26 protein-coding genes are annotated in these 25112 nt (G+C 74.2%); 12 read left to right on the top strand and 14 right to left on the bottom strand.

Going from position 1 to position 25112, the window contains the following annotated elements; genetic code table 11:
• Positions 1-19 precede the first annotated feature (19 nt).
• Positions 20-1057 carry an endolytic transglycosylase MltG gene (gene mltG / locus MNZ39_RS06955; protein WP_242336555.1) on the bottom strand — a complete coding sequence of 346 codons (1038 nt, stop codon included), beginning with the start codon at positions 1055-1057 and terminating at the stop codon, positions 20-22.
• Positions 1054-1467, bottom strand: coding sequence for a Holliday junction resolvase RuvX (gene ruvX, locus MNZ39_RS06950; protein ID WP_242336552.1), 414 nt, complete (start codon positions 1465-1467; stop codon positions 1054-1056). The genes mltG and ruvX overlap by 4 nt, the downstream gene beginning before the upstream one ends.
• A gap of 189 nt (positions 1468-1656) precedes the next feature.
• Here ruvX and MNZ39_RS06945 point away from each other — a divergent pair, with 189 nt between their 5' ends.
• The 5 genes from MNZ39_RS06945 (at position 1657) to MNZ39_RS06925 (ending at position 4866) form a co-directional block, all read left to right on the top strand.
• The gene (locus tag MNZ39_RS06945; RefSeq protein WP_242336549.1) at positions 1657-2586 is read left to right on the top strand and encodes a hypothetical protein; all 930 of its coding nucleotides are present in this window, start codon (positions 1657-1659) and stop codon (positions 2584-2586) included.
• 10 nt (positions 2587-2596) lie between these two features.
• Positions 2597-3013, top strand: coding sequence for a hypothetical protein (locus MNZ39_RS06940; RefSeq protein ID WP_242336546.1), 417 nt, complete (start codon positions 2597-2599; stop codon positions 3011-3013).
• A gap of 179 nt (positions 3014-3192) precedes the next feature.
• Positions 3193-3393 (top strand): cold-shock protein, encoded by a 201-nt coding sequence (locus tag MNZ39_RS06935; protein ID WP_242336545.1) that lies wholly within the window; start codon positions 3193-3195, stop codon positions 3391-3393.
• A gap of 93 nt (positions 3394-3486) precedes the next feature.
• On the top strand, positions 3487-3708 hold the full coding sequence (gene infA / locus MNZ39_RS06930; RefSeq protein WP_012097326.1) for a translation initiation factor IF-1: 222 nt from the start codon (positions 3487-3489) through the stop codon (positions 3706-3708).
• Positions 3709-3741: 33 nt separating this feature from the next.
• Entirely contained in the window at positions 3742-4866 is a 1125-nt protein-coding gene (locus tag MNZ39_RS06925) for a heparan-alpha-glucosaminide N-acetyltransferase domain-containing protein (RefSeq protein ID WP_242336542.1), read from the top strand.
• A gap of 63 nt (positions 4867-4929) precedes the next feature.
• Here MNZ39_RS06925 and MNZ39_RS06920 read toward each other — a convergent pair whose 3' ends face one another.
• Complete coding sequence (locus tag MNZ39_RS06920) at positions 4930-6828, bottom strand: transglycosylase domain-containing protein (protein ID WP_242336540.1); 1899 nt, start codon at positions 6826-6828, stop codon at positions 4930-4932.
• Positions 6829-6961: 133 nt separating this feature from the next.
• On the opposite strand from MNZ39_RS06920, the gene MNZ39_RS06915 reads away from it, so the two are divergent.
• From MNZ39_RS06915 to MNZ39_RS06905, 3 genes are all read left to right on the top strand, one after another.
• Entirely contained in the window at positions 6962-8182 is a 1221-nt protein-coding gene (locus tag MNZ39_RS06915) for an energy transducer TonB (RefSeq protein WP_242336537.1), read from the top strand.
• A 151-nt stretch (positions 8183-8333) separates the two neighbouring features.
• The gene (locus MNZ39_RS24840) at positions 8334-9446 is read left to right on the top strand and encodes a TonB family protein (RefSeq protein ID WP_242336534.1); all 1113 of its coding nucleotides are present in this window, start codon (positions 8334-8336) and stop codon (positions 9444-9446) included.
• A 78-nt stretch (positions 9447-9524) separates the two neighbouring features.
• On the top strand, positions 9525-10007 hold the full coding sequence (locus tag MNZ39_RS06905; RefSeq protein WP_242336531.1) for a methylglyoxal synthase: 483 nt from the start codon (positions 9525-9527) through the stop codon (positions 10005-10007).
• 48 nt (positions 10008-10055) lie between these two features.
• Here the strand turns inward: MNZ39_RS06905 and gcvPB are convergent, their stop codons facing one another.
• The 6 genes from gcvPB to folD form a co-directional block, all read right to left on the bottom strand.
• Positions 10056-11627, bottom strand: coding sequence for an aminomethyl-transferring glycine dehydrogenase subunit GcvPB (gene gcvPB / locus MNZ39_RS06900; RefSeq protein WP_242336528.1), 1572 nt, complete (start codon positions 11625-11627; stop codon positions 10056-10058).
• Between the two features lie 2 nt (positions 11628-11629).
• The gene (gcvPA, locus tag MNZ39_RS06895; protein ID WP_242336525.1) at positions 11630-12967 is read right to left on the bottom strand and encodes an aminomethyl-transferring glycine dehydrogenase subunit GcvPA; all 1338 of its coding nucleotides are present in this window, start codon (positions 12965-12967) and stop codon (positions 11630-11632) included.
• An 88-nt stretch (positions 12968-13055) separates the two neighbouring features.
• Positions 13056-13442 (bottom strand): glycine cleavage system protein GcvH, encoded by a 387-nt coding sequence (gene gcvH, locus MNZ39_RS06890; protein ID WP_242336522.1) that lies wholly within the window; start codon positions 13440-13442, stop codon positions 13056-13058.
• Positions 13443-13459: 17 nt separating this feature from the next.
• Complete coding sequence (gene gcvT / locus MNZ39_RS06885) at positions 13460-14542, bottom strand: glycine cleavage system aminomethyltransferase GcvT (protein WP_242336519.1); 1083 nt, start codon at positions 14540-14542, stop codon at positions 13460-13462.
• A 200-nt stretch (positions 14543-14742) separates the two neighbouring features.
• Positions 14743-15879: a metallophosphoesterase gene (locus MNZ39_RS06880; RefSeq protein ID WP_242336516.1), complete on the bottom strand. Its 1137-nt coding sequence runs from the start codon at positions 15877-15879 to the stop codon at positions 14743-14745.
• The gene (gene folD, locus MNZ39_RS06875; RefSeq protein ID WP_242336513.1) at positions 15876-16721 is read right to left on the bottom strand and encodes a bifunctional methylenetetrahydrofolate dehydrogenase/methenyltetrahydrofolate cyclohydrolase FolD; all 846 of its coding nucleotides are present in this window, start codon (positions 16719-16721) and stop codon (positions 15876-15878) included. Before folD ends, MNZ39_RS06880 begins: the two co-directional genes overlap by 4 nt.
• Before the next feature lie 129 nt (positions 16722-16850).
• Between folD and MNZ39_RS06870 the strand changes: the two genes are divergently transcribed.
• The 3 genes from MNZ39_RS06870 (at position 16851) to add (ending at position 18628) form a co-directional block, all read left to right on the top strand.
• On the top strand, positions 16851-17069 hold the full coding sequence (locus MNZ39_RS06870; protein WP_242336510.1) for a hypothetical protein: 219 nt from the start codon (positions 16851-16853) through the stop codon (positions 17067-17069).
• 74 nt (positions 17070-17143) lie between these two features.
• A complete protein-coding gene (locus tag MNZ39_RS06865) occupies positions 17144-17620 on the top strand; it encodes a hypothetical protein (RefSeq protein WP_242336507.1) in 477 nt (158 codons plus the stop codon).
• Positions 17621-17632: 12 nt separating this feature from the next.
• Complete coding sequence (gene add / locus MNZ39_RS06860) at positions 17633-18628, top strand: adenosine deaminase (RefSeq protein WP_242336505.1); 996 nt, start codon at positions 17633-17635, stop codon at positions 18626-18628.
• Positions 18629-18696: 68 nt separating this feature from the next.
• On the opposite strand, the gene MNZ39_RS06855 is transcribed toward add, so the two are convergent.
• From MNZ39_RS06855 to purM, 5 genes are all read right to left on the bottom strand, one after another.
• On the bottom strand, positions 18697-19995 hold the full coding sequence (locus MNZ39_RS06855) for a DUF6178 family protein (protein ID WP_242336502.1): 1299 nt from the start codon (positions 19993-19995) through the stop codon (positions 18697-18699).
• Between the two features lie 168 nt (positions 19996-20163).
• Positions 20164-20385 (bottom strand): 50S ribosomal protein L28, encoded by a 222-nt coding sequence (gene rpmB, locus MNZ39_RS06850; RefSeq protein WP_242336499.1) that lies wholly within the window; start codon positions 20383-20385, stop codon positions 20164-20166.
• Between the two features lie 129 nt (positions 20386-20514).
• Complete coding sequence (locus MNZ39_RS06845) at positions 20515-22068, bottom strand: NAD(P)-binding protein (protein WP_242336496.1); 1554 nt, start codon at positions 22066-22068, stop codon at positions 20515-20517.
• An 89-nt stretch (positions 22069-22157) separates the two neighbouring features.
• On the bottom strand, positions 22158-22850 hold the full coding sequence (gene purN / locus MNZ39_RS06840) for a phosphoribosylglycinamide formyltransferase (RefSeq protein WP_242336493.1): 693 nt from the start codon (positions 22848-22850) through the stop codon (positions 22158-22160).
• Complete coding sequence (purM, locus tag MNZ39_RS06835) at positions 22847-23881, bottom strand: phosphoribosylformylglycinamidine cyclo-ligase (protein ID WP_242336490.1); 1035 nt, start codon at positions 23879-23881, stop codon at positions 22847-22849. Before purM ends, purN begins: the two co-directional genes overlap by 4 nt.
• 359 nt (positions 23882-24240) lie before the next feature.
• On the opposite strand from purM, the gene accD reads away from it, so the two are divergent.
• Complete coding sequence (accD, locus tag MNZ39_RS06830) at positions 24241-25098, top strand: acetyl-CoA carboxylase, carboxyltransferase subunit beta (RefSeq protein ID WP_242336487.1); 858 nt, start codon at positions 24241-24243, stop codon at positions 25096-25098.
• Positions 25099-25112: the final 14 nt, after the last annotated feature.

Genomic DNA, 25112 nt, shown 5'->3' with positions numbered 1-25112 from the left:
GGGGAGCGGCCGCGCGCGCTCAGCGCGCGCCGCGCTTGAAGAACTCCACCTGCCAGCGCTGCACGGCCGCGTTGTGGCAGGCGAGGTCGGGGCAGAAGACGTGCGAGCCGTCGTTGCGCGAGACGAAGTAGAGATCCTTGCACTGCGCGGGCGCGAGGACCGCGCGGAGCGCTGCGGCTCCCGCGCTGGCGATCGGCCCGGGGGGCAGGCCCGCGGTCGTGTACGTGTTGTACGGATGGGGCGTGAGGAGGTCCGCGCGGGTGATGTTCTTCGACCATCGCCCCGTCCGGAGCATCGTCGCGTACATCACGGTGGGGTCCGTCTGGAGCGGCATCCCGATGCGCAGCCGGTTCAGGAACACGCACGCGATCCGCGGCCGCTCGTCCACGCGTCCGGTCTCCTTCTCGACGATGGAGGCGAGCGTCGCGACGCGCCCCTCGTCGAGCGCGATCCCGGGGGCCCGGAGCGCGTCCGCCTTCCGGTACTCGTCGTCGAAGCGAGCGACCATCGCCTCGGCGATGGCGCGCGCCGAGGACCCCCTCGCGAAGCTGTACGTATCGGGGAAGAGGAACCCTTCCAGGCTGGCGTACGGCACGCCCAGCGCCCGCGCGACCGCCGGGTCGCGTGCCACGGCGAGGAACTCGGCCTCGCTCGCCAGCCCGCTGCGGGCCACGATCGCCGCGATCTCCTCGGCGCGGAGCCCCTCGGGCACGGTGAACCGGTACAGCTTCACCTCGCCTCGGAAGACGCGCTCGATGACCTCGTCGGGCCGGAGCGGCCCCGCGAACGCGTACTCGCCGGCGCGGAAGGTGCGCCGGTCCCGCTTCACGAACCGAAAATAGCGCCACGCCACCCGCTCGTCGGAGAGCACGCCCGCCTGCGCCAGCGCGCGGATCACGGCGCGCGCGCTCGAGCCGGGGGGCACCACGACGACCTTCTCGTCGGGGCCGCCGTACGGCGTCTCGCGGAAGACGGTCACGTCGCGCCAGGCGAGGGCCGCCATCGCGGCGGCGGCGACGAGCGCGACGAGGACGACGGCGAGGACGAACCGCTTCAAGCCTGCCTCCGATCGAGCCAGCCCTGCAGGATGATCGCCGCCGCCTCGGCGTCGACGCGCGCGCGGACGTCCCGCGACGAGAACCCCTGGTCGCGCAGCCTCGACTCGGCCTCGAACGAGGAGAGCCGCTCGTCGAAGAGCTCGACCGGCACGCCGGCCGCGCGCCCGAGCTCCGCGGCGAACGCCCGCGCGTGGCGGGCCTCCGGTCCTTCGGTCCCGTCCATGTTGAGCGGGAGCCCGACGACCGCGGCCTCGACCTCCCACTCCCGCATGGCGGCGAGGATGGCGGAGAGGTCGGCCTCGCGCGATCGGTGCTGGACGACGGAGAGCGGCCGCGCAGTGCGGAGCACGTCGTCGGCGAGGGCGAGGCCGATCCGGGCGCGGCCCAGGTCCAGGCCGAGGTAGCGCATCGCGCGGAATCTAGGCGCCGACCGGGCGTGCCGTAAAGGCCGGAGCGCGGCCGAGGGGAACGCGGCGCGGACCCGCGAGGTGCGTGGAAGTGCGCGGAACCACGGCGCAGCGGGGTGGCACGCGCCGCGCTGTGGGGGGCGACGCCGGCGCGCTCCTGACCTCGCCGGCCCCAGGAAAGGATCTCACACATGATCTCCGCCGCCAGCTCCGGCTCCGCCCCGTCCGCCGCGCCCGTCTTGACCCCACCGCTGGAGGAGGCGCGGTCCTCCTCGCTGCACGCCGCGGCCGGCGCCGCCGTGCGCGGCCTCGCCGAGCTCGCGATCGAGACCCTGGTCCCCCAGGCCGCCCGGACCACGAAGGCGAAGCGCACGAGGAGCTCCGCCGCGCGGCGCTCCACCGCCTCGCGCTCCTCGAGCGCGGGCTACGCGAAGAAGACGTCCAGCTCCACCGCGTCGTCGAGGTCGTCGTCCTCGAAGACGACGGCCGGCGACCCGTTCGCCTTCCTCGACGACCCCAGGCTCTCGCTCGAGGAGAAGCTGATGCGCCTCCTCGCGCAGCTCAACGCCCGGTACGAGGAGGAGATGAAGCAGCACATGGACGTCCTCGCGGGCAGGTCGTCCTCCGCGAGCAAGTCCGGGTCCACGGGCGGGACCTCCGGGACGAAGAAGAAGAAGGGCGGGATCTTCGGCGCGCTCGCGTCGGTGGTGAAGAAGATCGTCCCCGGCGCGGGCCAGCTCGTCGACATCCTGAAGGACAAGACCTTCCAGGCCGCGCTGAAGAAGCTCGGCGGGCCGGTGCTCGCGGCGGGCGCCACCGCCCTCGGGTTCCCCGCGCTCGCGCCGGTGCTCATGAAGATCGGGCCCGACCTCGCGAGCGGCGCCGTCGACCTCGCGAAGGCCCTCGACGCCGAGATGAAGTCGTCGAGCGGAGGCTCAACCGCGTCGGGGTCGTCGAGCACGGCGGACGGCGAGAGCGCGCTCTCCCAGAGCGAGCAGCAGCTCGAGCTCATGAAGCTCCAGCAGCTCCAGGAGAAGCAGAAGGAGATGTTCAACCTCGTGTCCTCGATCTTCCGCATGCAGCACGAGACCCGGTCTTCCATCATCGGGAACCTCCGCTAGGAGCCGCGCCATGAACGTCATCGAGGGAACGGAGCAGGGGACGCTCGCGGAGCTGCAGGGGATCCCGCCGGACGTCGGCGACGCCATCGCCTGCCTCGCGGAGGCGGAGCTCGAGGCGGGACGGGTGGAGACCGCGCGCGCGATCCTCGAAGGGCTCGTCGTCACGAACCACGAGGACGCCGGCGCGTGGGCGCTCCTCTCCCAGGCGCACAGGCGCCTCGGCCAGCCGCTCGCCGCGCGGTTCTGCGCCGAGGTGGCGACGAAGCTCGCCCCGGCCGATCCGTTCGTCCGGCTGACGCGCGCCGAGAGCCTGCTCGCGACGCCGGGTGCCGACAGGGCGGAGGCGTGCGCGGAGCTGCGCGCGGTCGCCAGCGACGTCGAGGTGGGGGAGCGGGCCACGGCGCTGCTGGGCGCGCTCTCGCAGTGAAGGGCGGCCCCTCCGCCCCGGGACCTCCAGAGTCCACTTCCTGGCGGCGGATCCGGAGCGCGTTCGCTTGACGATTCGCGGGTGTTTCGGGGATATTTCGCGCCCAGGCTGGGGGGTCCGCGCCACCCTGCCGCCCGGACCGACGGTCGGTCCGGTGACAGGACGAAGGAAGAGAAGCGATGGCGATCGGCACCGTGAAGTGGTTCAACGACGCGAAGGGCTACGGGTTCATCTCGCAGGAGGGCGGGGAGGACGTCTTCGTCCACCACAGCGCCATCGAGATGGACGGGTTTCGCACCCTGAAGGAGGGTGAGCGCGTCGAGTTCGACGTGACCCAGGGCCCCAAGGGGCTTCAGGCAGCCAACGTCCGGAGGCAGTAAGACCGGGCCTCCTGCGACGATCGAGCGGCCTCGGGTCACCGGGGCCGCTCGCGCTTCTGGCGCGGGCCGCGGCAACGAACGAGAAGGGACTGAATGAGCGAGAAGGAAGCCGGCATCGAGGTGCAGGGGACGGTCGAGGAGGCCCTCGCCGGCGGCATGTATCGCGTCAAGGTGGACCAGGGCCCGACCGTGCTCGCGTACGCCTCGGGGAAGATGAAGAAGTTCCACATCCGCATCATCCCGGGCGACCGGGTCAAGCTCGAGCTGTCGCCGTACGACCTCACGCGCGGACGCATCACCTACCGCGACAAGTGACCGGCGCGGCGGCGCCGCGCCGCGCGGTGCCCGATGACGCCCTCCCGACGCAAGCTCTGGCTCGACTGGCAGCGCGGCCTCGCCGTGCTGTTCATGGTCGAGGTGCACGTGCTCGACGCCTGGCTCGCGCCCGACGCGCGCAGCGGCGCCGCGTACCACGCGCTCCGCATGCTCGGCGGCTTCGCCGCCCCCGGCTTCCTGTACATGGCGGGTCTCTCGCAGGCCCTGGCGGACGCCGCCGCCGTGCGGAAGGGGATCGCCCCCGCCGCCCGCCGCGCCTCCGCGGTCCGGCGTGCGCTCTGGCTGCTCGGGGTCGCGTACGGGTTCCGCGCCGTCGAGCTGGTCGTCGGCGGAGCCTGGCGGCGCGAGGGGGGCTGGACGGATCTCCTGCGCGTGGACGTCCTGAACGTCATCGCGGTCGGGCTCCTCCTCTCGGCCCTCCTCTCCGTCGGCAGATCGGCCCGGGTGGGCGCGCTCCTGGCCGGCGCAGCGGCGCTCGCGATCGCGCTGGCCACGCCCGTCGTCGCCGAGGTGCTGCGCCACTACGATCTCCCCTCGGCTGCGGCCGCGGCGGACCCGGCCGCGCGGCAGGCGCCGAGCCGGCTCGTGGACGTCCTCTTCGCGTACCTCTACGGAAGCTGGCCGCGCGCGAACTTTCACCTGTTCAACTGGGCGGGCTTCCTCCTCGCGGGCGCCGCCGCCGCGCCGCTCGCGCGCGGTGACAAGCGGCCGGTGCTCTGGCTCGGGCTCGGCGCGGCGCTCTTCGCGCTCGGGTGGTGGGCGGACCGCTGGGCCCCCGTCTACGCGTACCAGCAGTTCTGGCGGACCTCGCCCTCGTGGTTCGCCATGCGGCTCGCGGTGTGCCTCGCCCTCACCGGCGCGCTCCAGCTCCTGCCGGACGCGGCGGAGCGCGGGCTGGGCTGGCTGACCCTGCTCGGGCGGCAGTCGCTCGTCGGGTACATCGTCTCGGTCGAGCTCACGTACGGCGCGCTCGCGTGGCGGGTGAAGCGCGCGCTCTCCTTCCCCGCGACCGTCTTCGGCATCGTCGCGATGGTCGCGGTCACGTGGGCCATCTCGCTCGCGTGGGAGCGCTACCGGGCCCGGAGACGAACGGGCGGGCAGCGCGGCGCGGGGACGCTCCGCGGCGTGGGCGCCTGATCGGGCCGCGCGCCGCAGGGCGCGAGCCCGTCGCGCGGTGGCGCGCGCCGGGCGGGCGGCGCGTCAGCCCTCGCGGAAGACGATCGGCTCGGACAGCGCTCGGAGCAGGTCCTCGTCCGAGAGCGCGCCCTGCTCGGTCATCTTGTGCAGGATGTCCTCGACCCGCTGCTCCCACGCGTCGCTCGGGCTGCCCCGGGCGCGCATGCCGTGGTAGCGGATCGGGTTCGGGATGATGGAGGCGAGGAACGCGGCCTCCTTCGCGGTGAGCGCGCGGGCGTCCTTGCCGAACCAGTGCTGCGCGGCCGCCCCGATGCCGTACACGCCCGGCCCCCACTCGACGAGGTTCAGGTAGATCTCGAGGAGGCGCGCCTTCGGGACGGTCGCCTCGAGCGCGACCGTGATGGCCGCCTCGCGGATCTTGCGCGCGAGCGTCTTCTCCCGCGAGAGGTAGAGGTTCTTCGCGAGCTGCTGCGTGATGGTCGAGCCGCCCCGGACGACGCGTCCCTCCTCGGCGCCGCGCGCGAACGCGTCGGCCAGCTCGGCGAAGTCGAAGCCGGGGTGGCCGAAGAAGCCCCCGTCCTCGCTCGTGGTGACCGCCCGGATGACGTGCTCGGGGAGGTCCGCGATCGGGACGAAGGTCGGGGTGCGCGGGCCGATCTCGAACGCGCGGGCGCGCTCTCCCTCGCCGTTCACCGGCTGGTAGGGGAAGGGGCGGCGCAGCGCGACGGGCTCTCCCTTGCGCGAGGCCTCGCGCATCCGCGTGAGGTCGAGCCCGGCCCCGACGGTCCAGGCGGCGGGAGCGAGGAGCGGGCCGGAGACGTCGAGGTGCGCGTCGAACGTGCCGCGCGCGCGCGGCGCCTCGGGAGGCGGGGCGAGACCCGGTGGCAGCGCCTCGACGAAGGCGGTCCAGTCGGCGCGATCCGCGTGCAGCGAGGCCGTGAACGGCACCCCCGAGCCGAGCCGGGCCTCGGCCGTCACGCCGACGCGCAGGTCGGCGCCGAGCGAGAGGACGCCGTCCCGGAACGCGACCCGACGCTCCGCTGCGTCCCAGGTGACGGTCCCCTCTGCGCCGAGCCGGAACGGGCCGAGCGGCTCGTCCCCGACCCGCTCGCCGGACGCGAACAGCCGCTCACCCGAGGCGCGCAGCCGTGCCTCGACGTGCGAGAAGCCCTCGTCCGACTCGGCGTCGAGCTCGAGCGCCACGGCGCCGTCGCTCAAGGTCGCGGGGCCGGCGCGCAGCGCGGGCGGGAGGAGCGCCGGCGAGAGGTGTCCGAGCCGGACGTGGGCGCGCCAGCGGTCGTCGGCGGTGGTCTGCGCGGTGACCTGGCCGGTGCCGCCGCCGGGCAGGCGCAGCGCGAGCGTGAACGACGCGCCGGCGGCGTCGCGCGCGCCGCCGAGCTCGGCGTCCACCGGGCCCAGCTCCACCTGACCGCGCTCGAGGGGGAGCACCACGACGAGCCCGCGCACGTGGACGGACGGGAGCGCCGACCGCGCCGAGGGGCGCGGGCGCGGCGCGGCGGGCGGGGCTGGCTCGGCCGTTCCCGGACGCTGCCGCCGCTCGAGGAGCGCGCGGAGCGCGCGCCCGCGCGGACCGACGGAGACCCGGACGCCGGAGAGCGCGATGGAGGCGGGCTCCAGCCGGCCTCGCAGCAGCCCGAGGAGGCTCGGACGCGCGGCGATGCGCTCGATCCGGACGAGCGGCTCGCGCGGGCTCGCGCCGGGGAGGGTGACGGGGCCGAAGGTCGCCCGGAAGAGCGGGTCGATCGCCACGCCGGGCGCGACGGTGACCTCCGTCCCGAGACGCGCGCGCAGCTCCGCGCCGATGCGCTCGCGCAGCCAGCGGTCCACCGCTGGCAGCCGGACGACCCCCTGCACGGTCGCATAGAGGGCGAGCAGCGCGGCGAGCGCCGCGAGGAGCGCGCGCCGTACCCAGACGGGAGGCCGGGCCGGCGACGGCCGCATGTCTCGCTCGGCGCGCATCGGCGCGCGCTGTTTACCGGCCCGCGGCCGGGAGGTCAACCACGGAGCCGGCGGCACGGACGCACGCGAGCGGGAGGAAAAGGAGAGGTGCTCTGTTACATTCTCCCGGGAACTCATGGCCCCGTCCCGCACACGCCTCCGGCGACGCATCCGCCGCGACCGTCTCGGGGTCCGGACGCTCCTCGCCATCGCGCTCTCGCTGGGCGCGAACGCGGGGCTCCTCTGGGCGCTCCTCTCCGCCGGCGCGTTCGCGTTCCGCGCGCCGGGGCCGGCGCGACCCGTGGCGCTCACGCACCTCTCCCAGTCGCAGTGGGACGCGAACCGCGCCATCGGCAACCGCCCTCCGCCGCCTCCCAGCGCGGCCCCCGCGCCGCAAGCGCCTCCCGTGCCGCCCCCGGAGGAGCAGCGCGCGGCGGGCAAGGTGGTCGAGCTCGCCCCGGACGCACCGGGCGAGGACGCGGCGCCCAAGGACAGCCGCTTCCTGTCCGAGCGGAACCGGCGGGTCGAGAAGGAGACGGTCTCGCGCTACGCGGGCAATTCGCAGAACCTGCGGTCGCAGCCGTCCCCTGCGTCGCCGGGGCGCCAGGCGTCGGGCGAGGGCGGCAAGGCGGAGCGAAAGACCGAGGCGAAGGAGGGCGCGCCCGGCCAGCGAGGCACGGGCGCGGATCGCCTGCGCATGCCGCAGCAGGAGCAGAAGCCCGAGCAGGCGCAGGAGAAGCTCGCCCTCGCGCCGAGCGCGGGAGGCGAGACCCCGCTCCATGAGCAGCAGCGGAGGGAGCGCGTCGAGCAGGGGGCGCCCTCGCCTGCGCTGCCGGGCGCGCCGGGGGACGGCTCCGATCGGCTGCAGGGGCCGAAGCGTCCCGACCTGTCGCTCGGGCAGGACACGCTCGCGCGGCTCGCGGGCGGGCCCAACATGGACGGGTTCCGCGAGGCGGAGGAAGGCGACGTCACCGCCCTCAACACCCGCGAGTTCAAGTACGCCACGTTCTTCAACCAGGTGCGCCGCGAGATCGGCGCGGACTGGTACCCGCGCGTGCGCGCCGCCGTTCGCGAGCGCGACCCGGAGTTCAAGCACTTCTTCTACAAGGAGCGGACGGTGGTGGTGAGCGTCACGCTCGATCGCTCCGGCCACGTGACCGATCTGTCCGTGCTCCAGTCGTCCAACGTCGACTTCTTCGACCGCGTCGCGATGGCCTCCGTGCGGCAGGCCCAGCCGTTCCCGAACCCGCCCGGCGGGTTGTTCGGCTCCGAGCCGACCACCCGCGTCCCGTTCACCTTCACGCTCTACCCGTCCGATCGGCGGCCGTTCGTGATGTGGGAGCGCCCGGAGCAGTGACCGGGCGTCCGCCTGGCCGCGCACGCGCGCGGGCGAGGAGCGGTCGCACGCGCCGGCGGGGTCGGGCAGGAATGGCGACGCCGCCGTGTTCCCACGGCGCGTGGACACCTCAGCGAACCGCAGCGCTGCGCGCGTTGCGCACGAGCGTCCGGTGCGGCGCGCCCTCGTCGCGCTCGTCTCGTCGGTGGCCCTGAACGCGGCGGTCTTCGCCGCCATCCACTCCGCGGGCGCGTTCGCGCTCTCCCGCCGCGCGGAGGCCGTCGCCCGGGTCGGGCTGGCCGCGGTGTCCGCAGCGCGCTGGCGCGCGAACCGGCTCGTGTCCGCGGAGCGCGCTCAGCCCACGCCCCTCGAGCCCGCTCGCCGCCCGCCGCCGGCGGTGGACGAGCGCCCCGACCCCCGCGGCGAGGTCGTCGCGGCGCCCCCGTCCGCGGATCGGCGCGCGCCAGAGCGCTGGCGGTTCCTCTCCGACCACGACGGCAGCGCGCCGCGCGACGTGCAGTCTCGCGAGGCGGGGAAGCGGCGCTGGGACACCCCGCTCGCGCGGCCCACCCCGGGCCCGGAGGGCGCCCAGGGGATCCCACGGAACGGAGAGGGCGGCAGCGCCGAGACGCCCGTGCCCGGCCGCGAGGGCTCCGCGGACGCGGGCGAGGCGGTCGCGCGCGCGCGGGCGGCGCTCGCGCCTGCGCCCGCCGGAGAAGCTCCCTCGGGTTCCGCCGCCTCTGCAGCCCGCGAGGCCGCCCCCGCGGCGGCGGCCGGGGAGGGTGGCGCGCGCAGCACAGGACCCTACGACCCGCGCCTGCTGCCGACCGCGTCCACGTTCGAGCGGCTCGCCGGCGGACCGGGCGAACGGCTCCACGACGTGGAGGAGGGCGACGCGACGGGGCTCAACACCCGCCGGTTCCGCTTCGCGGAGTTCTTCCTGCGCGTGAAACGTGCGATCGCGCGCGAGTGGGACCCGAACCGGACCTGGGACGCGCGCGACCCCGCCTCGCAGCGGTACGGCCGGCGGACCCGCGGCACGACGGTGGACATCGTGCTCGAGCCGGCGGGCGGCGTCCGCGACGTGCGCCTCGTGGCGAGCTCTGGCCTCGACTTCTACGATCGCGAGGTCGTGCGCGCGATCCGCGCCGCCTCGCCCTTCCCGAACCCGCCGCGAGCGCTCGTCGGCGCCGACGGGCGGATCCTGCTCGCCCGGTGGCGCTTCGAGCTCGCCTGGGACGACGCGCGGCCGAGGTTCGCCCTGCCGGACGCACCTCGGCCCTGAGGGCGGCCGCTCGCCCGGGCGCCCGTCATGTCACCGACGCGCCATGTTCCTGAGCGGCGGATGCGGTATATCCCCCCGATGGATCAGCCGCAGCGCGTCAAGATGGAAGGCGTCAAGAACGTCGTGCTCATCGCGCACGACAGCCGGAAGGACGATCTCCTCGAGTGGGTGAAGTACAACCGCGAGGTGCTGAAGGAGCACCGGCTGTTCGCGACCGGCACGACGGGCGGCCTGGTGCAGGCCGCGACGGATCTCCGGATCACGCGCTTCAAGAGCGGGCCGCTCGGGGGCGACCAGCAGGTCGGCGCCAAGATCGCCGACGGCGAGCTCGACGTGCTCATCTTCTTCTGGGATCCGCTCGAGCCGCAGCCCCACGATCCGGACGTGAAGGCGCTCCTGCGCATCGCCGTGCTCTACAACATCCCCACCGCCTGCAACCGGTCGACGGCCGACTTCATCGTCGCCTCCGAGCTGTTCCACGGTGAGTACGACCGGATCGTCGAGGATCACGCCGCGGTCCGCGAGGCGTACCTGCGCTCGCGCGCGGCCCGCGGTTACTGAGCGCGGGCGGGGCACCCCGGGCCGAGGCCGCGGGGTGCCGGCCCGCCGTCACTCCACCTTCATCCCGGGGCGCCACCGCAGGATCGGCTTGCGGGCGGCGCGCGTCTCGTCGAGCCGGGCGCGGAAGGGCCGGGTCGGCGCCGCCTTCACCGCCTCGGGATCCGCCTGCGCCTCCTCGGCGATCGCCTTCATCGCGGTGCAGAAGCGCTCGAGCGTCTCCTTCGACTCGGTCTCCGTCGGCTCGATCATGAGCGCGCCGGAGACGACGAGCGGGAAGTAGACCGTGGGCGGATGGAAGCCGTGGTCGATGAGCCGCTTCGCGACGTCCATCGTCGTGACGCCGTGAACCTTCTGCAGCTTGTCGTCGAAGACCACCTCGTGGAGCGAGTCCGTCTCGTAGGGGAGGTTGTAGGTGCCCTGCAGGAGCTTGCGGACGTAGTTGGCGTTCAGCACCGCGAGCTTCCCGGTCTCGGCGACGCCCTCCGGGCCGTACTCGCGGATGAGGGCCCAGGCGCGGACGAACATCCCGAAGTTGCCCCAGAACTCGCGGAGCTTCCCGATCGTCTGCGGCCGCTCCTTCGGCTCGACGAGGAGGCGGTACCGCTCGCCCTCCTTCACGACGACGGGCAGGGGAAGGAAGGGCGCGAGCTTCGCCTTGACCGCGACGGGCCCGGAGCCCGGGCCGCCCCCGCCGTGCGGCGTCGCGAACGTCTTGTGCAGGTTGTACTGCATGACGTCGAAGCCCATGTCGCCCGGGCGCGCGACGCCGAGCAGCGCGTTCATGTTCGCGCCGTCGCCGTACACCAGGCCGCCCTTGGCGTGCACGATCTCGGCGATCTCCGCGATGTTGCTCTCGAAGATCCCGAGCGTGTTGGGGTTCGTGATCATGATCGCGGCGACGTCCTCGTCCATCGCCGCCGCGACCGTCTCCGGGTGGAGCCGGCCGTCCGCGCCCGACGCGAGCTGCACGACGTCGTAGCCGTTCAGCGCCGAGGAGGCCGGGTTCGTCCCGTGCGCGGTGTCGGGGATGAGCACCTTCTTGCGCGGGTTGCCGTGCGCCTGGTGGTAGGCGCGGATGAGCATGAGCCCGCACAGCTCGCCCTGGGCCCCGGCCGCGGGGACGAGCGTCGTCTGGTCGAAGCCGGCGATCTCCGAGAGCGCCCGCTCGAGCCGGTACATGAGCTCGAGCGCCCCCTGCGCGAGCTCCGCGGGCGCGAGCGGATGCACGTTGGCGAAGCCCGGCAGGCGCGCGAGCGCCTCGCTCGACCTCGGGTTGTACTTCATGGTGCAGGAGCCGAGCGGGTAGAAGCCGGTGTCGATCCCGTGGTTCCAGGAGGACATCCGCGTGAAGTGGCGGACCACCTCGAGCTCGGAGACCTCCGGCATGCCCTCGACGCCGTCGCGCAGCAGCGCGGCCGGGAGCTCGCGGGCCGGGTCGAAGTCGCCGCCCGCAGCGGGCAGCGACACGCCGCTCCGGCCGGTCGAGCCGCGCTCGAACAGGAGCTGCTCCTCGTGCACGAGCCCGCGCGTCGCGCCGCCCGCGCCGACCTCCGCGTGCGCCGTCGCCGTCACCTTCGCGTCCTTCTCCATGCTGGGCTTCCAGCCGGTGGGGTTTCCCATGGCTATCCCTTCACCGCCTGCGCGAAGAGCTCGATGAGCTCGGGGGTGTGCAGCTCGGTCGCGACGCAGAGGAGCGCGCCCTTGGCCCCGCGGAGCTCCGGGTACCAGCGCGCGAGCGGCGCGCCGGCGGCGATGCCGCGCTTCGCGAGGCGCGCCACCGCCGCCTCGGCGTCCCCGACGTCGAAGGCCAGCTCGTTGAACGACGGCGCGGAGAACACCGGGGAGATCCCGGCGCGCCCGAGCGCGTCCTTCAGCAGCCGCGCGCGCGTGAAGTTGAGCCGCGCGAGCTCGGTGAGCCCCTTCTTGCCGAGGAGCGACAGGTGGATCGTCGCGGCGAGGGCGCTGAGGCCGGAGTTCGTGCAGATGTTGGAGGTCGCCTTCTCCCGCCGGATGTGCTGCTCGCGCGTGGAGAGGGTGAGGACGAAGCCGCGGCGGCCGTGCTTGTCCACCGTCGCGCCGCAGACGCGGCCCGGCATCTGCCGGACGAACTGCTCGCGCAGCGCGAAGAAGCCCGGCGCAGGGCCGCCGAAGGCGAGCGGGTTGCCGAAGCTCTGGAAGGTCCCCACCGCGACGTCGGCGCCGAGCGCGCCCGGCGCCTGGAGGAGGCCCAGCGCGACCGCCTCGGCGGTCACGGAGATGGTGAGCGCGCCGGCCCGCTTCGCGATGGCGGCGGCCTCCGGGAGCGCGTCCACGACGCCGAGGAAGCTCGGGTAGCCCACGATGACGGCGGCGGTCCCGCCGTCCACCGCCTTCTCGAGCGCGGCGAGGTCGGTCCGTCCGTCCGGGCCGAACGGCACGGTCGCGATCTCGTCGCCCGTGGACCGCAGGTAGGTCGCGAGGACCTTGCGGTACTCGGGGTGGACCGCGGCCGAGACCACGATCTTGCTGCGCCCCGTCACCCGCGTGGCCATGAGGGCCGCCTCGGCCATCGCGGTCGCGCCGTCGTACATGGAGGCGTTCGAGACGTCCATGCCGGTGAGGAGGCACACGAACGTCTGCCACTCGAAGAGCGCCTGCAGCGTGCCCTGCGAGACCTCCGGCTGGTACGGCGTGTAGGCGGTGAAGAACTCGCCGCGGAGCAGGAGCTGGTCGACGACCGGCGGGACGTGGTGCGGGTAGCAGCCGGCGCCGACGAACGGCGGGTGCGCGGTGTCGTTGCGCGCGGCGAGCGCGCGGAGCTCGGAGAAGAGCGTGACCTCGTCCGCCGCGGGCGGCAGGTCGAGCGGGCGGGAGAGGCGCAGCCGCTCCGGGATCGAGCGGAACAGGGCGTCGAGGCTCTCCGCCCCGATGGCGTCGAGCATCGCCCGGACGTCCTCGGGCGTGTGCGGGTGGTAGCGCAAGGCGCGGACTCCTGTGGCGCGCGCGAACCCGTCCCGGGACGGCCGCCCGCGAATGTCTCGGTGACGACGCCCGCCGGGCGGCGGACGCCTACTCCTGCTCCTCGACGAACGCGCGGTACGCCTTCGCGTCCATGAGCGCCTCGAGCTCCTTCGGATCGGAGGGCTCGACGACGATCATCCAGCCCTCCTCGTACGGATCGTCGTTGATCGTCTCGGGCGCGTCGGCCAGCGGGTCGTTGACCTCGACGACCTTGCCGGAGAGCGGGGCGAAGAGCTCGGAGACGGCCTTGGTCGACTCGACGACCCCGAACGACTCCCCCTTCTTCACCGTGTCCCCGACGTCGGGCAGCTCCACGAACACGACGTCGCCGAGCTGATCCTGGGCGAAGTCGGTGATCCCGATGACGACCTGCGTGCCCTTCGTCCGGGCCCACTCGTGCTCGCGCGTGTACTTCAGGGTGTCGGGGATTTCCATGGCGTCCCTCTCCTCGGTCACTTCCGCGTGTAGAACGGCGTCTTCACGACCTTCGCCGCGGCGGCGCGGCCGCGGATCTCGACGCCGAAGGTCGAGCCCTCCGCGGCGAGCGCCGGCGGGACGTAGGCGAGGCCGATCGAGGTCTTGAGCGACGGGCTCTTCGTCCCGCTCGTCACCTCGCCGACCTTCCGCCCGTCCTGCACCACCGGATACCCGTGGCGCGCGATCCCCGCGTCGGTCAGCACGAAGCCGACGAGCTTCCGCGCGAGGCCCTGCTCCTTCTGGCGGACGAGCGCGTCGCGCCCGATGAACTCGCCCTTGTCGAGCTTCACCACCCAGCCCAGGCCGGCCTCGAGCGGCGTCGTGCCGTCGTCCATGTCCGAGCCGTAGAGCCGGTAGGCCATCTCGAGCCGGAGCGAGTCGCGCGCGCCGAGGCCGCACGGCTGGATGCCCTCGGCCTGGCCTGCGTCGAGGAGCGCGTCCCACAGGCGCGGCGCGGCGGCGGGGGGGCAGAAGAGCTCGAAGCCGTCCTCGCCGGTGTAGCCCGTGCGCGCGACGAGGCAGGGCACGCCCGCGACCTCGCCCTGGGCGAAGCGGTAGGAGCGGATGGGCATGAGATCGAGCGGCGTGAGCCGCTGGAGGAGCTGCGCGGCGCGCGGCCCCTGCAGCGCGAGCTGGGCCCAGTCGTCGGACTCGTTCTTCACGTCCGCTCCGCCCGGGTGGCCGGACAGCCAGTCGAAGTCCTTCTGCCGGTTGCCCGCGTTCACGCACACGAGCAGGTCGTCGGCCGCGCGGCGGTACACGACCACGTCGTCGACGATCCCGCCGGACTCGCGGCAGAGGCAGCCGTACTGCGCCTGGCCGTCCGCGACCTTCGAGAGGTCGTTCGTGAAGAGCCGGTTCAGCGCCTCGAGGGCGCGCGGGCCGCGGAACACGACCTCGCCCATGTGCGACACGTCGAACAGGCCGACGCGCGTGCGGACCGCCTCGTGCTCCTCCAGGATGCCGGCGTACTGGACGGGCATCTCCCAGCCGGCGAAGTCCACCATCCGCGCGCCGGAACGGACATGCGTTTCGAAGAGGGGCGTTCGCTGGGCCATGGGGCGCCTCGGGGACCGGAAGGGCGGGCGGATTCTATCGGGGTCGACTGTCGGGTCAAGCGCGCCGGGACCGGCGGAAGATCTCGCGGGGACGCGCCCTTGGACTACCGCTCCCGCGAAGGGTCCGCAAGGCAGGAATGGCGGAGGCGCCCCGCGCCCCCCGGAACGGGCGCGCTCGCGGCGCTCGCACTCGAGGCGTATCAGGGGCAGGCGACGGGCTCGCAGCGTCCCGCGCCCACGGCCGCGCAGCAGTAGAGCGGTGCGCCGCCGTCGTCCTCGAAGCGGTAGCGCCAGCCCGCCCGCGCGACCTCGAGCACGCCGAACCCCCACCGCACCGACGCGAAGATCACCTCGGTGCCCGGGACCGACGCGGTGTCGAACCGCTCCGACGGGCGGCCCCGCGCTCCGTTCCCCGAGACGAGCACGTCGAGGCCGCTCGGCGCGCGGAGGTGCTGGAGATCGTGATCGTGCCCGGCGAGGAAGGCGCGGACGCGTCCCCCGCCCGCGGCGAGGAGCCGGTCCATCCGCGCGAGGTAGTCGGGCGTCGCGTCGGTGCGGTGCCCGCCGGCGGCGACCGGCGGGTGGTGGCCGACGAGGAAGCACCAGGGCTTGTCGCAGCCGCCGGGCTCCGCGTCGCAGGCGTCGGCCCGGCAGCCGGGCGCCTCCTCGCGCACGAAGGCGACCTCGTCGTCGAGCGCGAACCCGCCGTACGCGCCCTTCACGAGGTTCGTGTCGACCACGAGGAAGCGGGCCGCGCCGCGATCGAGCGCGTAGTGCCGCGCCGGCATCTGCCAGAGCGGCGACCGGTGCGCGACCTCGAGGCAGGCCTTGAGCCGACCCTCGGCGACGGGGTCCCCGCCCTGGCTGCAGCTCCCGCCGGACGCCACGTCGTGGTTGCCGAGCGCGAGGTAGACCTCCGCCGCCGGCGTGCCGGCGAGGGTCGAGAGCGGCCCCTCGTGGCGAGCGAACCCGGGGTCCGCGGGCGCCGCGAAGCCGGGGGCGAGGGTGTTGCCGTCGGCGCCGAAGGCGCAGGCGGACGCCCCGGGCACGGTCGTGCTCGGGCCGCACGGGTAGACGTCGTCGCCCGGGAAGAGGGCGAGCGCGAAGGGCGACCTCCGGTGGGCCGAGGACACGGCGCGGGCGACCTCGCGCTGCTGGTCGGTCCCGTCCCCGAAGTCGGCGAGGTGGAGGACGCGCAGGAACGGTCCGGCGAGCTCGGGGGCGGGCCCCGGCCGGCGCGCGCGCTCGGAGCGGACGGTGAACGTCGGGCTCGATCCGCAGCCGCCGGCCGCGAGCGTGAGCGCGACGAGCGCCGCGGCGAGCCGGGCCCGGATCACCGCGCGCGCGCCCTCGCGAGGTCGATCGTGTTGACGAGCAGCATGGCGCGGGTCATCGGCCCGACGCCGCCCGGCACGGGCGTGATCGCGGAGGCGCGCCGCGCGGCCCCCGCGTACTCCACGTCGCCCACGAGCCGCCCGTCCTCGAGCCGGTTCATGCCGACGTCGATCACGACCGCGCCCTCGCGGACCCAGTCACCCCGGACGAGCTCGGCCTTGCCGATGGCCGCGACGAGGATGTCGGCGCGGGCGACCTCGCCGGCGAGATCCTGCGTGCGCGAGTGGGCGATCGTCACCGTGGCGTGCTTCTCGAGCAGCATCGCGGCCATGGGCTTGCCGACGATGTTGGAGCGGCCGACGACGAGGGCGCGCTTGCCCTTCGGGTCCACCTTGGCCTCCTCGAGGAGCCGCATCACGCCGGCGGGGGTGCACGGGCGCGGCGTGCCGGGGATGCCGATCGAGAGCGCGCCGACGTTGAACGGGTGGAAGCCGTCCGCGTCCTTGCGGGGATCGATCGCGTCGAGGACGGTGCGCTCGTCGAGGTGCTTGGGGAGGGGGAGCTGGACCAGGATGCCGTGGATGGTCGGGTCGGCGTTGAGCCGGCCGACGAGCGCGAGCAGGTCGGCCTGCGACGTCGTGGCGGGGAGGTGGTGCTCCACGGAGCGGATCCCGACCTCCTCGCAGTCCTTGCGCTTTCCGCGCACGTAGATGGCGGAGGCGGGGTCTTCGCCGACCCGCACCACCGCGAGGCCGGGGGCGATCCCGACCGCCACGAGCGCGCGAACCGCCTCCGCGACCTCACTCCGCACCTTCGCCGCGATGAGCTTACCGTCGATGATCATAGGGCTCGGCAGTATAGCGAAGGCCGCCGGGAGCGGCGCCCCCATCCTGGCCGCTTGGCGCGGAGCCCGGCCCGCCCCACCGTCAGGGTCATCCCTCGGTCCGCTCGCACGCCGCCCCGGAGGCCGACCATGGCCCTGTATCGCTTCCTCTTCGCTCCGGCGCTCCTCGCCCTCGCCGTGCTGGCCGGCCCCGGCCGCGAGCAGGGGCCCGTGACCCAGGCCGAGCCGCCGCGCGTCGTCGCGCCCGAGCGCGCCGCGGCGGCGCCCGCGCCGCAGGCCCAGGGATCGCTCTCGCGCGCCGTCGCGAAGCACGCGCCGCGAAACCCCGCGCGGCCGGCGCGGCGCTGATCGCGCACGGGGCGAACGCGACCGGGTCCGGCTAATATCCCGTCGCGCGCCGACGCGCTCCGGGAGAACCGCCGATGGCAGAGCTGTGCGAGAAGTGCACGACGCCCCTCGACGACGCGGGCCACTGCGTCACGTGCGAGGCCGACGCCGAAGGGCTCGCGCTGGTCACGCGCTCCGGCTACGCCTCGGTGCGCGAGATGATGTCGCTCCTCGAGGTCGAGGGGCTCGGGCCGGAGATGGAGAAGGTCCCGCCGGCGCGCCCCGAGGAGCGCGCCCATCCGCTCTGGAACCTGTACGTGCCGCGGGACGAGGCCCCGCGCGCGGTGGAGTTCCTGCGGAGGGACTGGGCGGAGCTGCTCGAGGATCCCGAGGCCGCGGCGGCCGCGGCCCGGGGCCAGGCGGGCGTGGATCTGGACCAGGACGGGGACCTCACCTGCCCGGCCTGCGGGCACGTGTTCGCGGTGCGCGGCGGGGAGGAGGCCGAGTGCCCGGAGTGCGGTCTCGGGCTCGGCGCGCCGTCGAACGCCGCGCCGGACGAGTCGCAGTCCTAGGATTAGAGCCCCATGCCCAGGGAGCTCGCGGACCTCCACATCCACGTCGGCGGGGCGGTCGCGCCCCACGTCCTCTGGTCGATCGCCCACGAGCAGGGGTTCAAGCTGCCCGTCTCCGACTACTGGGAGTTCAAGGAGCTCGTCTCCGCCCGGCCGGGGAAGGTGAAGTCGCTCGACGAGTACCTCGCCGTCCTGCACACCTGGACGGAGAAGATCCAGTCGTCGCCGCAGGCGATGGAGCGCAGCGTCTACGAGGTCATCGGCAAGGAGTACCGCTCCTCGCGCGTCTCGCTCATCGAACTGCGCTTCAACCCCATGAAGCGCAACGTCGGCGGCGAGCGCGATCTCGATCACATCATCCACGCGGCGCTCCGGGGCATGGACCGCGCCCTCCTCGAGTACGGCGTCCGCGCCGGGCTCATCTTCTGCCTCGCCCGCGAGTTCGACGCGCACCTCAACGAGATCCTCGTCGAGAAGGCCATCAAGTACCGGCGCCGGGGCGTCGTCGGGATCGACCTCGCGGGGACGGAGCGGAACGCCCTCGAGCTCGACGGCCGCGAGGTGAAGCGCTACCGCGAGCTCTTCGCGCGCGCCCGCGCGGCGGGGCTCAAGACCACCGTGCACACCGGGGAGACCGCCGGGACGGGCGCCGAGGGGGTGCGCGCCGTCGTGGAGGAGCTCGAGCCCCAGCGGATCGGCCACGGGATCTGCGCCGCGAAGGACGAGCGGGTGATGGATCTCCTGCGCGAGCGGGGGATCGTGCTCGAGATCTGCCCGAGCTCCAACCTCGCGACCCGCGCGGTCGCGTCGCTGGCGGAGCTCGGGGGGATCCTGCGGCGGTTCTGGGAGCGCGGGGTGAAGTTCACGATCAACACCGACGGCCCGTACCTGCTCGACACGGACATGCGCACGGAGGTGCGGCTCCTGCGCGACGGCGGCATCCTCTCCGACGAGCAGATCGACCAGACGCTCGCGTGGGCCCGCGAGGCGAGCTTCATCGAGGATTGATCACACGGGGCCTGCGGCCCCGGCCCCGGCGGGCTCGCTTCGCTCCGCCCCACGACCGCCGCGCTCCGTCAGCCCGCAGCCTCCGCCTCGGCCGCATCCAGCGCGGCGGCGGTGCGGGCGAGGTCCTCGGACGAGCGGAAGTGACGCGGCTCGAAGGCGGCCGCCATCGGGGTGCCCCACTCCTCGGGCGGCGCCTCGATGCCGGGGAAGTACCGAGGCCGCCGGTGCACCAGGGCGGCGAGCATCTCGGAGAGCGGCGAGCGGAAGCGCTCGGGGCCCCCCGCCGCCGACAGGATCCGCTCGGCGCGCCAGCGCAGCTCGAGCACGCGCCCGAACCCCTCCTGGAAGATCCGCTTCACCGGCGTCTCGGCGAGCGCCTCGATCGCGCGGCCCTCGTCGCCGCCGGCGAGCTTCTCGAGCCCGAGCTCGAGGTAGGCGCGCGCCGCCTGGAAGACCCCTCGCACGGCGTCGAGGTCGCCGGGGTCCACCGCGTCGGCGACGAGGACGGCGTTGGCGGCCGACACGATCTGCCGCTCGACGGCGTCGCGCTCCGCGGGCGAGAGCGCGGCGAACGCGCGGTCGAGCAGCGACGCCTGCGCGAGCGTCGCGAGGAAGAAGCCGGGCGGACGCGCGGCCAGCCCGGGCGCCGCGGCCGGCGTCCGCGGCGGGCGCGCGAACCACGAGAGGGCCTCCTCGAGGGACGGGTAGCCGAGATCCGCGAGGCGGGCGGCGCGCCAGCGGAGGGCCGTCTCCTCGAGCTCGCTCGGGAGGTCCCAGCGGAGCGAGGAGAGGAGCCGCGTCGCGGCGAACGGATCCTCGGCGTACAGGTCGTCGAGGACGCCGCGCACCGCCATGTACTCGGTGCCGTCCACGAGGAACTCGATCACGAACTTGTTCTCGGGCGTCCGCATGAAGCGGTCGCTCGTGAGCTCCGGATCGGGATCCTGCTCGAGGTCGTGGATGCGCAGGCTCGTGCGCAGGACGAGGTACAGCACCTCGCGGTCGAGCGCGGCGAGCTTCCGCTCCCAGCGGGCGGCGGCCTTCGGCTCGAGCTGCGCCCCGGCGCGCGCGGCGCGGAGCCACGGCAGCGCCTTGCGCGGCTCGAACCCCGACCGCGACCAGGCGTCGAGGTCGATGAAGGTCTTGAACTGCTGGGCCGAGGCGAGCTGCACGATGAACGCCGCGTCGGCGAGGCCCACGTCGCGGATCGTGAAGTACAGCTCGTCGGCGGGCAGGGCGCGCACGAGCGCCTGCGGATCGCGCGCGTCGAGGATGACGTCGAGCCGCTTGCGCCCACGCGCTGCGGCCAGCGCCGCGCGCGCGTCCCTCAGCTCGGCAGGCGCGAGCGCCCTGTTCTCCCTGGCCATCACGCACCCCCATGGTGCGCCACCCCGCGGCGGCGCAACGCGCTGCGCGGACCGCTTCGGGGCGGCAGCCCACCGGACGGACGACTGGAGAGACCGCGCGGCGCCGGGCGTCGTGGTGGCGCGCGCGAGGCCGGGGGAGGCGCCTCGGAGGCCGAGGCCGGCCTCGCGCTACGCCCGCGCGGCGGCGCGGGAGGCGCCGTGGGCGACCTTCACGATCTTGCCGGCCTTGAGGCAGCGCGTGCAGACGCGCACGTGCTTCACGGTGCCGTCGACCGTCGCCCGGACCGAGCGGAGGTTGGGCATCGAGCGGGTCTTCGTCTTGTTGTTCGCGTGGGAGACGTTGTTCCCGACGAGCGGGCCCTTCCCACAGATGTCGCAGCGGCGTGCCATGGCTTGCTCCGAAAATCCGAAAGAGCGCGGGATATTACGCAACGGCGGCGGAAATGCAAGAGGCTGGTTCACGCGGCGGGCGCTCGCCGCCGCCGCGCAGCAGTGCGGGCGTGACCCGCGCGATCCCGCCTACTTGAGCGGGTTCTTCGACCCCAGGAGCGCGGCCACGTGCCCGGCCGCCTGGATCCCCGCGTAGAACTCGCCCTCGATGCCGAGGCCCGGGAGCACCTCGCGGCCGGCGAAGAACAGGTTCTTCCAGGGGCCGCGCACCGGCACGCCGGTCACGCCCAGGAACTCGTCGAGGTTGGCCTCGTAGAGCGGGTGGACGGGAGGGAGATCGGCGGCCTCGGGAGAGGCGAGCAGGGGCGCCGACTCGGCGATGAGGTGGCGCTCGAAGAAGGGGATCGCGTCCGCCACCGCCTCGCGGATCCTGGAGGCGGCCTGCTGGAGCGCCGGCCGGCTCCGGACGTCGGCGGGGACGAACCCCGACGCGCAGACGACGCGCTCGTCCGAGACGGGCTCGCCGCCCGAGCCCTTGTCGCCGGGGCCCTTGCGCCCCTCGCGGCGCGCGGGGAGCACCTGCAGGAACACGGCGTTGTCGAGGCCGTCGCCGGCCGAGGCGTTGCGCAGCGCGATCACGTTCTCGGCGAGCGCCGGCGGGAGCGCGGCCTGCTTCACCACGAGGTTCACCGAGACGAGCTGACGCCGCGGGCGAATCCCGCGGAGCGGCTCTACGGCGCGCGACTCGCGGAGATCCGCGGGCAGGAGGTCGAGGAGGCGGTCCGCGTCGGTGGCCACGATGAAGGCGCGCGCCACGTGGGCGTCCGGGGAGTCGGCGAGCCGCACCGCCTCGACCTTGCCGCCCTCGATGTCGAACCCGGTCGCGACGGCCGGCTCGCCGGGGCCCCCGCGCAGCTCGCCGCGGGACTCCGCGATGCGCCGGCGCACCATCTCGCGCAGCGTGCCCTGACCGCCGGGGAGGCGGCTCGTCCCCCGGAACGCGCCGCCGAGGAGCCGGACGAGCGAGAGCGGGGAGGGCTCACCGTCGAGGTACGTGAGGAAGCGGTGCGCGATGGCGACGCTCTGGGCGAGCTCGTGGTCCTCGAGCCCTGCGAACGGCCTCGCGACGCCCACCGGCTCCTTCGGCGCGCCCGGCGCGGTCGAGGCGAGCTTGATGGCCTTCTTCACCTCGCGCCGCTCGATGAACCCGTCCGGAGGGAGCGGCGGCGCGGAGCGCAGGAAGAAGCCGGCGAAGTCGAAGAGGGTCCCGAGCGTCGCGAAGGCCGCCTCGAGCGCCTCCGCCTCCTGCGGCCACTCGCGGCGCAGCTCCGTGCGCAGGATGGCGGGATCGCGCGAGAGGTCGGCGCGGTGCTTCGGCAGGAGGAGCTGGAAGTCCGGATCCGAGGGCACGAGCGCGCGCGAGAAGTCGGTCGCTAGGCCGAGCTCGGAGAGGACCGCCTCCGCGCTCGGCAGCTGGCGCGGGGAGGGGACGACCGCCGGTCCGAAGGGCAGGATGTAACCCTGGTCGGCGTAGTGGAAGCCGGGGTCGTCGTGGGCGACGTGCAGGACGCGGAGGCCGCGCCGGGCGAGCAGCGCGCCGGCCACCACGCCGCCGAGCTGCGAGCCGACCACGCAGACGTCGTAGATGCGCTGGGTTGCGGGAGGACGGAAGGTCTGCGCCACGGGCGCGGGAGTCTACCCGGGTTCGGCCGCGCGCCAAACCTCTTCTCGACCCCGCCGCGATTCCGCGGCCGGGCGGCCGGCCGCTCGCTTCACGCCAGCTCCACGAGCGGGTTCGTGACCGGCCCGGGCGGAGCGAGCCGCGCACCCTCCACCCGCACGCGCCGCCCCTCGACCGAGAGCCGGCCCGCCGCCAGCCACTGGATGGCCTGGGGGTAGAGCCGGTGCTCCTGCTCGAGGATGCGGGCCGCGAGCGCCGCCTCGTCGTCGTCGGGCAGGACCGGCACGATGGCCTGCGCGATCACGGGGCCGGTGTCCGTCCCCTCGTCGACGAAGTGCACGGTGCAGCCCGCGAAGCGCGCGCCGTACTCGACGCACTGGCGCTGGGCGTGGAGCCCCGGGAAGCTCGGCAGCAGGCCGGGGTGCACGTTCAGGACGCGCGGGCAGCCGCGCGACGCGGGCGTCGGGCCGAAGGCGCGCAGGAAGGCGGGCGTGACGAGCCGCATGTAGCCGGCGAGGCACACGACCTCGACCCGGTGCGCGCGCAGGACCTCGACGAGCCGGAGGTCGTAGGCCTCGCGATCGGCGACGCCCTTCGACGGGAGCACCTCCGTCGCGACGCCCGCGCGGCGCGCCCGCTCGAGCGCTCCGGCGGTCGGGACGTTCGAGACGACCACGGCGACCTCGGCGTCCACGCGGCGTGCGGCGCCGCCTGCCCCGCAGGCGTCCAGGATGGCCTGCAGGTTCGTGCCGCCGCCCGACGCGAGGACCCCGAGCCGGATCACCGCACCACCTCGCAGGTGGCCTCGCCCGTGCCGTCCTCGATCTGGCCGACGGTCCACGCGTCGAGGCCGCGCGCGCGCAGCGCGGCGTGCGCTGCCGCCTCGTCGCCCGGCGCGACCACGGCGACGAGCCCGAGCCCCATGTTGAAGGTCCGGTACATCTCGTCGCGCGGCACGCCGCCCTCGCGCTCGACGAGGTCGAAGATGGCCGGCCTCGGCCAGCGCCGCTCCTCGAGCACCGCGCGCGTGCCGTCGGGCAGCGTGCGCGGCACGTTGCCGGGCAGGCCGCCGCCGGTGATGTGGGAGAACGCCTTGACCGGGACCGCCTCGAGGAGCGCGAGCACGTCCTTGGCGTAGATGCGGGTCGGCTCGAGGAGCGCCTCCGCGAGCGTGCGGCCTCCGAGGGCGTCGAGGCGCCGGTCGAGTGGGTTCTTCTCGAGGAGCGCCTTGCGCGCGAGCGAGTAGCCGTTCGAGTGGAGCCCGGTCGAGGCGACGCCGATGACGAGGTCGCCCTTCGCGACCGTCTTGCCGTCGACGATGCGCGAGCGGTCCACGCAGCCCACCGCGAAGCCCGCGAGGTCGTACTCGCCCGGGGCGTAGAAGCCGGGCAGCTCCGCGGTCTCGCCGCCGATGAGCGCGCAACCTGCCTGACGGCAGCCCTCGGCGATGCCCTTCACCACCTCGGCGCCCTGCTCGGCGGACAGCTTCCCCGTGCCGTAGTAGTCGAGGAAGAAGAGCGGCTCGGCCCCCACGACCGCGACGTCGTTCACGCACATCGCCACGAGGTCGATGCCGATCGTGTCGTGGCGGTTCGCCTCGAAGGCGACCTTGAGCTTCGTCCCGACGCCGTCGGTGCCCGAGACGAGCACCGGCTCGCGGTACTTCTTCACGTCGAGCGCGAAGAGCCCGCCGAACCCGCCGATCCCGGCGAGGACCTCGGGGCGGAGGGTGGGACGGGCGTGGGGCTTGATGAGCTCGACGAGGCGGTCGCCCTCGTCGATGTCGACGCCCGCGTCGCGGTAGGTCAGGGACATGGCGGGCCATTACCGCGACGGCGCGACGGCCGCAAGCTGCTCCCGCGCCGGGCAGGGCGACGGGGCGGACGCCGGCCGCCGCGCGCCGTGGCGCACGTCGTGGCCGCGCCCGGGGGGCGCGGTTGCTCCGGGTCGTCGCCTAGAGCGCGACCGCGAGGAGCAGGAGGGCGGCGAGGAGTACGGTGGTGAGGCGCATCGGGAGCGGCTTTCGCTCGGAGTGCTGGCAGGCATCGTAGCGGAGCGATCCGTCATCGCCAGTTTCCGGCCGCGTTCGTGCCGCGCCGCGTCGCGGGCGGTTCGTTGACACTGGCGCGTGAGGTCGGCTAAGCACCACTTCCTTCCGAGGTCACGCACCGCAAATGCCCTGGTTCTCCAAGCAGAAGAAGGTGAAGGCGAGGGAGTCGACCCCCGCCGCCCCGCCGCCGCCGCCCGCCAAGGGCGAGGGCATCTGGCACAAGTGCGAGGGCTGCGAGAGCGTGGTCGCGCGCGCGGAGCTCGAGCGCGAGTGGAACGTCTGCCCATCGTGCGGCCAGCACGAGGCGCTGCCGATCCGCCGCCGGTTCGAGCTCGTGCTCGACCCCGGCTCCTTCGAGGAGCTCGACGCCGATCTCACCCCGCAGGATCCGCTCGGCTTCGTGGACGCGAAGAAGTACCGCGACCGCCTGAAGGGCACCTACAAGAACACCGGGCTGCGGGACGCGTTCATCTCGGGGGTGGGCTCGATCGCCGGGCAGCAGGTGTCGATCGGGTCGTTCGCGTTCGAGTTCATGGGCGGCTCGATGGGCTCGGTCGTCGGCGAGAAGGTCACGCGGGTCTTCGACCGCGCCTTCGAGCGCCGGCTGCCGGCCATCGTCTTCAGCTCGACCGGCGGCGCCCGCATGCAGGAGGGCATCTTCTCCCTCATGCAGATGGCGAAGACCTCGGCGGCGCTCCACCGCTTCCGGGCGGTCAGGAAGCCCTACGTGTCCGTGATGCTCCACCCGACCACGGGCGGCGTGGCGGCCAGCTTCGCCTGGCTCGGCGACGTCGTCATCGCCGAGCCGAAGGCCCTCATCGGCTTCGCCGGGCCCCGCGTCATCGAGCAGACCATCCGGGAGAAGCTGCCGCCGGGCTTCCAGCGCAGCGAGTTCCTCCTCGAGCACGGGATGATCGACGCCATCGTGCACCGCCACGACATGCGGGATCGCCTCGGGCAGCTCCTGTCGCTCCTCGGCTGACCCGCGCGCGAGCG

The sequence above is a fragment of the Anaeromyxobacter sp. SG66 genome, from assembly GCF_022690805.1.
Taxonomy (GTDB): domain Bacteria; phylum Myxococcota; class Myxococcia; order Myxococcales; family Anaeromyxobacteraceae; genus Anaeromyxobacter; species Anaeromyxobacter soli.
Note: the sequence above shows the minus strand (reverse complement) of the source record. Positions and strands in the feature narration are given on the sequence as shown.